The following is an 8,016-nucleotide window of genomic DNA, read 5'->3' on the forward strand; positions in this document are numbered from 1 at the left end:
GATGGCCGCCGACACCGCCACGGCGGGCACCGGACCCGCGCCCCGGACCAGGACCCGCCCGCTGCCGCGCACGTCCCGCTCCGCCCGTCGCCACACCCCCGGCAGACCGCGGCGCAGCGTGCTGCTGACCGTGCTGACCTCGATCGTCGTGCTGTACTCCCTGGTGCCGCTGGCCTGGCTGGTCATCAACGCGTGCAAGACCCAGCCGAAGCTGCTCGACTCCTTCGGCCTGTGGTTCAGCGGCCGCTTCGCGCTGTGGGACAACATCAGGGAGACGCTGACCTACAACGACCACATCTTCGTCCGGTGGCTGCTCAACACCCTGCTGTACGTGGTGCTCGGGGCCGGCGGCGCGACGTTCCTGGCGGTGCTCGGCGGCTACGGGCTGGCGAAGTTCGACTTCGCCGGCCGGCGGGCGGTCTTCGCCATGGTGATCGGCGCGGTGGCGGTGCCGAGCGCGGCGCTGGCGGTGCCGACGTTCCTGATGTTCAGCAAGATGGGGCTGACCAACACCCCCTGGGCGGTGATCATCCCGTCGCTGATCTCGCCCTTCGGCCTCTATCTGATGTGGGTGTTCGCCGCCGAGGCGATCCCCGACGAGCTGCTGGAGGCCGCCCGGATGGACGGCTCCGGCGAGTTGCGCACCTTCTTCCGGATCAGCCTGCCGCTGCTGGCTCCCGGCATCGTCACGGTGCTGCTCTTCACCACGGTCGCGACCTGGAACAACTACTTCCTGCCGCTGATCATGATCAAGAACCCGGACTGGTATCCGCTGACCATCGGCCTGAACTCCTGGAACGCGCAGGCGGCCACGGCCGGCGGCCAGCCGGTCTTCAACCTGGTCATCACCGGGTCGTTGCTGACCATCGTCCCGCTCATCGCGGCCTTCCTGCTGCTCCAGCGCTACTGGCAGTCCGGGCTGGCCGCCGGAAGCGTGAAGGAGTGACCGCCGGCGCTGTCCACGACCGCAGCGCTCTCCCTGTATCCCCCTGACTCCCCCCGCTTCCCTGTTCCGGGACATCACGCACAACGGAGTGAAAGAGATGACGAACACAGCACTTCGCCGCTGGGCGCCCGCGGTCGCGCTCCTCGCCGCCGGCGCACTGGGGCTCACCGCATGCGGCTCCTCCGGTGGCTCCGGGTCGAAGAGCGGCGACACCGGCGCGGGCGCCGTCACGTCCGCGCTGGCCAAGGGCGGCTCGATCACGGTGTGGGCCTGGGAGCCCACCCTCAAGCAGGTGGTCACCGACTTCCAGGCCAAGTACCCCAAGGTGCACGTCAAGCTGGTCAACGCCGGCACCGGCAACACCCAGTACACCGCGCTGCAGAACGCCGTCCAGGCGGGCAAGGGCGTGCCCGACGTCGCGCAGATCGAGTACTACGCGCTCAGCCAGTTCGCGCTCGGCAAGTCCGTGACCGACCTGAGCGCGTACGGCGCCAAGGACCTGGCCAAGGACTACTCCCCCGGCCCGTGGAACTCGGTGAACGTCGACGGCGGCGTCTACGGCCTGCCGATGGACTCCGGCCCGATGGCGCTGTTCTACAACAAGAAGGTCTTCGACAAGTACAAGCTGCCGGTTCCCACCACCTGGGACCAGTACCTCGACGACGCCCGCAAGCTCCACAAGGCCGACCCGAAGGCGTACATCACCAGCGACACCGGTGACGCGGGCATGGCCACCAGCCTGATCTGGCAGGCCGGCGGCAAGCCGTACAAGGTCGACGGCACCAAGGTCTCGGTCGACTTCGGCGCGGACGCGGGCACCGCGGCCTACACCAAGGTGTGGCAGCAGCTGGTCTCCGAGCACCTGCTGTCGCCCGTCTCCGGCTGGAGCGACCAGTGGTACAAGGGCCTGGCCGACGGCACCATCGCCACGCTGGCGACGGGCGCGTGGATGCCCGCCAACTTCAGCTCGGGGGTGGCCTCGGCGTCCGGTGACTGGCGGGCGGCGCCGCTGCCGCAGTGGCAGGCCGGGCAGCACGCCAGCGCCGAGAACGGCGGCAGCTCCCTCGCCGTCACCAAGGCCAGCAGCAAGAAGGCCCTCGCGTACGCGTTCCTGCAGTACGCGAACCAGGGCGCCGGCGTGCAGGCCCGGATCAAGGGCGGCGCGTTCCCGGCGACCACCGCGGACCTGGACTCGCAGGCGTTCCTCGACACGAAGTTCCCGTACTTCGGCGGGCAGCAGGCCAACAAGATCTTCTCGCAGTCGGCCAAGGACGTGGTGCCCGGCTGGTCGTACCTGCCCTACCAGGTCTACGCGAACTCGATCTTCAACGACACCGTCGGCAAGGCGTACGTCTCCTCCACCACGCTGACCTCCGGGCTGAACGCGTGGCAGGACCAGTCCGTCTCCTACGGCAAGCAGCAGGGTTTCAGCGTCAACTGACGCTTCGACAGGTATCAGGTGGACGGCAGGAATTCGGCGGGGGGCGAGTGGCGGGGTCCGGTGGGTTCACGGCCCCGTCGCTCTCCCCCTTCGCGCCCGACACGTCGGGCGGCCGATGCCCGGCGGGTCCGTGCGCGTGGCCCGTATGATTGCGCGATCACACAGCGCCGCCCCCGGCCGCTCGCCGGACCGGGCCGGGCGCGCGAGGACGACGACCAGCACGGCCGCCCGCGCACGGCGGCCGCGGCAGCGAGGTGTACGACCGCGGTGAGCGACAGCACGAAGGCCGGGCGGGGCAAGCGCGTCGCCCGCGATCAGTCCCGGGCGAAGGCCGCCTCCCGTACCGAGCCGGCCGCGGAGGGGGCCCGGCGCAAGCGCGGCGCGTCCATGGGCGACGTGGCGAAGCTCGCCGGGGTGTCGGCGCAGACGGTCTCCCGGGTCTCGAACGGCTTCCCGGGAGTGGTGGACTCCACCCGGCAGCAGGTGCTCGCGGCCATGAAGGAGCTCGGCTACCGGCCGAACAGCGCGGCGCGCGCCCTCAAGCGCGGTGAGTTCCGCACGCTGGGCGTCATCCTGTTCAACATGTCGACCACCGGCAACATGCGCACCCTGGAGGCGGTCGCGAGGTCGGCCGCCGAGGAGGGCTACGCCACCACGCTGCTGCCGGTGACCGTGCCGACGCAGGACGAGGTGCGCGGGGCGTTCACCCGGCTGGGCGAGCTGGCGGTCGACGGCATCGTGATCATCATGGAGGTGCACCTGCTGGACTCGGCGACCGTGGCGCTGCCGCCCCACGCGCAGGTGGTCGTCGTGGACTCCAACGCCGGCGACCGCTACAGCGTGGTCGACACCGACCAGGCGGGCGGCGCCGAGGCCGCGGTGCGGCATCTGCTCGACCTCGGGCACTCCACGGTGTGGCATGTGGCCGGGCCCGAGGAGTCGTTCGCGGCGGAGCGCCGCGTCGGCGCCTGGCGCGCGGTGCTGGGCGCGGCGGGCCGGGCCGAGCCGGAGGTCCTGCGGGGCGACTGGTCGGCGGAGTCGGGGTACCGGGCCGGTCTGCGGCTGGCGGCGGACCCGGAGTGCACCGCGGTGTTCGTGGCCAACGACCAGATGGCGCTGGGCGTGCTGCGGGCGCTGCACGAGGCGGGCCGCCGGGTGCCGGAGGACGTCAGCGTCGTCGGGTTCGACGACATCGCGGAGGCCGCGTCCTACATGCCGCCGCTGACCACGGTCCACCAGGACTTCGCCGAGGTCGGCCGCCGCTGCGTGGCGACGGTGCTGCGGCAGATCCGCGACGACGAGGCGGCGCGCGGCACCGACCTGGTGCCGACCCGGCTGGTCCCGCGCGCCAGCACCGCGCCACCGCCCGCCGGCGCGCGCTGAGCGGACCCCGTCCAGCACCCCGGTTGCGCCCCCACCGGCTCCCGGCCCGCGCGCCGTACCGGCTCCCGGCCCGCGCCGTACCCGCGCCTGCCCGCGGCCGGGCCGGCGCCTGCCAACACCCGTGCCGCCGCACGCCCTTGGGCTGCCGCGCACCCGCCCTCCGGCTGGAGCCTTGACACGGCACTCCGCGCTGGTCAGACTCGCATCAGGTCGATGGTTACGCAAACATCGATCATGCGTGCACCGTTGTTCGAACCACCAAGGCGGAGGACCTGGACCCCATGCCTGTACTGCGGATAGACCGGGAAGGGTTCCGTCTCGACGGCGAACCCTTCCGCATCATCTCCGGGGCCCTGCACTACTTCCGCGTGCATCCCGGCCAGTGGCGGGACCGCCTGCGCAAGGCCCGGCTGCTCGGCCTCAACACCGTGGACACGTACGTGCCGTGGAACCTCCACGAGCCGCGGCCGGGTGAGTTCCGGGCCGACGGCGGCCTGGACCTGGAGCGCTTCCTCGAACTGGCCCGCGACGAGGGCCTGTACGTCCTGCTGCGCCCGGGCCCGTACATCTGCGGCGAGTGGGAGGGCGGCGGGCTGCCGGCCTGGCTGCTGGCCGACCCGGACATCCGGCTGCGCAGCACCGACCCGCGCTTCCTCGGCGCGGTCGAGCGCTTCCTCGCCGAGCTGATGCCGCGGGTGGCGCCGTATCTGGGCAGCCGGGGCGGGCCGGTGCTCGCGGTGCAGGTGGAGAACGAGTTCGGCGCGTACGGCGACGACCAGCCGTATCTGCTGCGGCTGGCGGAGATCCTGCGCGAACAGGGCGTGGACGTCCCGCTGTTCACCTGCGACCAGCCGGGCGACCTGGCCCGCGGCTCGCTGCCGGGGGTGCTGGCGACCGCGAACTTCGGCAGCCGGGTCGCGGAGAACCTCGACCGGTTGCGCGCGCACCAGCCCGAAGGGCCGCTGATGTGCACGGAGTTCTGGAACGGCTGGTTCGACCGCTGGGGCGGGCTGCACGCCGCCAGGCCGGCGGAGAGCGCCGCCGCGGACCTGGACCGGCTGCTGGCGGCCGGCGCGAGCGTCAACCTGTACATGTTCCACGGCGGGACCAACTTCGGCTTCACCAACGGCGCCAACGACAAGCACACCTACCGGCCGACCCTCACCTCCTACGACTACGACGCGCCGCTGGACGAGGCCGGTGATCCGACGCCGAAGTACGCGGCCTTCCGCGAGGTCATCGCCCGCTACGCGCCGGTCCCCGACGCGCCCTTGCCCGAGCCCTCCAAGAAGCTCAGCCAGCTCGGCGTCCGACTCCCCCAGCGCGCACCGCTGTTCAGCCGGCTGCCGGCCCTGGGCACCGCGGTCGCCGCCGACCGTCCGCTGACCATGGAGGAGCTGGCGGCCGGGCACGGCGCGGGCGACGGCCTCGGATTCGTGCTCTACCAGGCGCGGTTGGACGCGGCAGGCCCGGTCCTGCTGCACGTGCCGGCCGTACGCGACCGCGCCCAGGTCTTCCTCGACGGCCAGCCGGTCGGCGTCCTGGAACGCGAGAGCCACGAGCACTCCCTGGCGTTCACCGTGCCCGACGGCGGCGCCGAGCTGTCGCTGCTGGTCGAGAACCAGGGCCGGGTCAACTACGGTCAGGCGGTCCACGACCGCAAGGGCCTGCTCGGGCCCGTCACCGCCAACGGCACGCCGATCACCGGCTGGTCCAGCCGGTCGCTGCCACTGGACGACCTGACCGGGCTGGTCTTCGCGGACGCCGGTCCGGGCCCGGCCGTCGGACCGGCCTTCCACCGCGGCGAGTTCGACCTGGCCGAGCCCGCCGACACCTACCTCGAACTGGACGGCTGGACCAAGGGCTGCGCCTGGGTGAACGGCTTCGCGCTCGGCCGCTACTGGTCCCGCGGCCCGCAGCGCCGCCTCTACGTCCCCGGGACGGCACTGCGCCGGGGCCGCAACGAGATCGTGGTGCTCGAACTCCACGCGGCGCTCCGAAACGTGGTGGACCTGCGCGACACGCCGGACCTGGGACCGACCGAGGAGTGAGCCCGTCCGCGGGGCCCGGGGGCCGGCGGCGCCGCCGCGCCGTCCCCGGTGTTCCGCCCGGCCGCAAAGTCGTTTCCCTCCGCGCGGGGCGGCTTGAAATCATGCGGTCATGACGGATGGCGGGTTCGAGGCGCACCTCACCGTGCGCGGCGCGGACGACCCCGCTTCGGCCGCCCGGCTGGAGCGGTGGTCGGCCGCGCGCGGGTGGAAGTTCACGCACATCGTGCTGGCCCGTGGCCGTACGCCCTCGCAGCCGATGCTCACGCTGCGCGGCCGCGGCCCGTACGAGGAGCAACTGCGCGTCTGCCGCCGGGCGTCGGAGGCACTGCGCGGGGCAGGGTTCCGGCCGGTGCGGGTGAAGATCGAGGTCGCGCCGTGGGAGCCGGTGGTGCCGCGCTCCGACGCGCAGGCGCGGCTGCTGAACGGCCCCGGCGGCGCGGGCGACCCGGGACGCCAGGCCGGCCGCTACTTCGAGCACCACCTGAAGGTGCTGCTCGACCCGCTCGGCCCGGGCGCCGCCGCCACTCTCGACGCGCTCACCGCGGCCGCCGTCGCCCACGACGCGCACGTGTCGTGGAACGCGCGCCGCACCCATGGCGGCACCGGCCGGCAGGAGCGCTTCGTCACCCAACGCTGCCACGGTGTCGGCCTGCCGACCGCCCGGGCACGGCTGGCGGCTCTCACCCGCGCGGTGCGGGAGCTGTCGGTGGAGATCGCCGAGACGGAGGAGGAGTTCGTGGTCTACGACAGCAACGCCGCGATCGACGACGGATGGATCATGGCGGCGCGGGACCGGGAGGCACGGCGATGACCGACCCGTGGGAGTCCCTGGGCATACGCGAGACCGAGATGGCGCGCGGGCGCCCGACCGAGGCCGCGCGCGACCGGCTCGACCTGCCGCTCACCCTCCGCCTGGTCGACGACGAGCGCGCGGTCCAGCAGCCCGTCTTCGACCCGGCGCTCAAGCAGCACACCAGGGCCTACCGGGCGAGCGACCCGGAGTTCGCCGACCCGGCCGCCCGGGCGGCGTGGCTGGCGGCCCGCCGCACCGCGATGGACCTCGTGCTGGCCGCGATCGCCGGCTCGCCATGGCGGGACCACCTCGTGCTGCGCGGCAGCGTGCTGCTCTCCCGGTGGTTCGGCGAGGCCGCGCGTGAGCCCGGTGACCTGGACTTCGTCGTCACGCCCGCGCGGTGGCGGATCGAGGAGGAGCGCACGGGCGCGATGCTGCACGACATCGCGCGCGCGGCCGAAGACGTGGCCGAAGACGCGGCCGATCACGGTCCCGATCACGCCGCCGACCGGACCGCCCCGTCCGGAGCCGTCTCCACCACCGCGCCGCACACGATCCGCTTCCACGCCTCCGACGCCGTGAGCGAGGACATCTGGACCTACGACCGGGTCCCCGGCCGGCGGCTGGTCCTGCCCTGGACCAGCGGCACGACTCCCGGCGGTATCGTCCAACTCGACTTCGTCTTCAACGAGTCGCTGCCGGTTCCGCCCGAGGAGGTGACGATCGGCGGCGCGTGCCTGCTCGGGGCGACGCCCGAACTCTCCCTGGCCTGGAAGCTCGTATGGCTCGTCGACGACATGCACCCCCAGGGCAAGGACCTGTACGACGCCGTGCTCCTCGCCGAGCACTGCACCGTCGACTACGAGACCCTCGCCGCCGTGTTCATCGCGGCCGACCCCGCCAACGTCGCGCACCCGTTGCGTCCCGACATCACCGACGAGCTGCCGCCACCCGCCCACGAGTGGCAGCACTTCGCCGACGAGTACCCCCATCTCGCCGGTGACCCGGCCGAGTTGGCCGACCGGCTCCGCGCCGCCCTGGCGCCCGCCTTCCGCACCGCCGACGGCGACCCGCGCACCCTGCGGCACCGGTGGTCGGCGGACTGGCTCGCCACCTGCCGCGCGAGCCTCGCCGCCGGCGGCCTGCCCGGCCTGCTCACCGACCTCGCGGAGCGACGGACCACGGCGGTCGTGGCGGCAGCCGTGACCCGTGAACTCCTCGGCCCCCACCACTGCGACGCCGCCACCGCGCTGGACCAGGTCCTGGCGCACCCGGCCTGGTCCGCCCTCGGCGAGCAACACCGCGTTCGGCCCGAATACATGCGCCGCCTGGTCGAGGCGGTCGCCGGCATCGACATCGGCGCCTGACCCGCGGCTTCGCGCCGTAGCCCGGACCGGCCTGC

The 8,016-nt window shown here is 73.0% G+C and carries 6 protein-coding genes; all 6 read left to right on the plus strand.

All coding sequences use genetic code 11. The features are described 5' to 3' along the window. Position 1: 1 nt before the first annotated feature. The 6 genes from AB0399_RS29465 to AB0399_RS29490 all read left to right on the plus strand — a co-directional run bounded on the left by AB0399_RS29465 (position 2) and on the right by AB0399_RS29490 (position 7,981). Positions 2-946 carry a carbohydrate ABC transporter permease gene (locus AB0399_RS29465; RefSeq protein ID WP_366413421.1) on the plus strand — a complete coding sequence of 315 codons (945 nt, stop codon included), beginning with the start codon at positions 2-4 and terminating at the stop codon, positions 944-946. Positions 947-1,043: 97 nt separating this feature from the next. Then, on the plus strand, positions 1,044-2,387 hold the full coding sequence (locus tag AB0399_RS29470) for a sugar ABC transporter substrate-binding protein (protein ID WP_329373445.1): 1,344 nt from the start codon (positions 1,044-1,046) through the stop codon (positions 2,385-2,387). A 387-nt stretch (positions 2,388-2,774) separates the two neighbouring features. Further along, on the plus strand, positions 2,775-3,770 hold the full coding sequence (locus tag AB0399_RS29475; protein WP_366413426.1) for a LacI family DNA-binding transcriptional regulator: 996 nt from the start codon (positions 2,775-2,777) through the stop codon (positions 3,768-3,770). Between the two features lie 281 nt (positions 3,771-4,051). Then, entirely contained in the window at positions 4,052-5,821 is a 1,770-nt protein-coding gene (locus tag AB0399_RS29480) for a beta-galactosidase family protein (protein ID WP_329373443.1), read from the plus strand. 109 nt (positions 5,822-5,930) lie between these two features. Next, positions 5,931-6,632, plus strand: a complete 702-nt coding sequence (locus AB0399_RS29485; RefSeq protein ID WP_366413422.1) for a hypothetical protein — start codon at positions 5,931-5,933, stop codon at positions 6,630-6,632. Continuing rightward, complete coding sequence (locus AB0399_RS29490) at positions 6,629-7,981, plus strand: nucleotidyl transferase AbiEii/AbiGii toxin family protein (protein ID WP_366413423.1); 1,353 nt, start codon at positions 6,629-6,631, stop codon at positions 7,979-7,981. Before AB0399_RS29485 ends, AB0399_RS29490 begins: the two co-directional genes overlap by 4 nt. Positions 7,982-8,016: the final 35 nt, after the last annotated feature.

The sequence above is a fragment of the Streptomyces sp. NPDC088194 genome, assembly GCF_040702025.1.
GTDB lineage: Bacteria > Actinomycetota > Actinomycetes > Streptomycetales > Streptomycetaceae > Actinacidiphila.

Bases quoted from the DNA above. Each gene is read 5' to 3' on its own strand.
- AB0399_RS29485 (WP_366413422.1), top strand. From the start codon at position 5,931: ATGACGGATGGCGGGTTCGAGGCGCACCTCACCGTGCGCGGCGCGGAC.
- AB0399_RS29470 (WP_329373445.1), top strand. From the start codon at position 1,044: ATGACGAACACAGCACTTCGCCGCTGGGCGCCCGCGGTCGCGCTCCTC.
- AB0399_RS29490 (WP_366413423.1), top strand. From the start codon at position 6,629: ATGACCGACCCGTGGGAGTCCCTGGGCATACGCGAGACCGAGATGGCG.
- AB0399_RS29480 (WP_329373443.1), top strand. From the start codon at position 4,052: ATGCCTGTACTGCGGATAGACCGGGAAGGGTTCCGTCTCGACGGCGAA.
- AB0399_RS29465 (WP_366413421.1), top strand. From the start codon at position 2: ATGGCCGCCGACACCGCCACGGCGGGCACCGGACCCGCGCCCCGGACC.
- AB0399_RS29475 (WP_366413426.1), top strand. From the start codon at position 2,775: ATGGGCGACGTGGCGAAGCTCGCCGGGGTGTCGGCGCAGACGGTCTCC.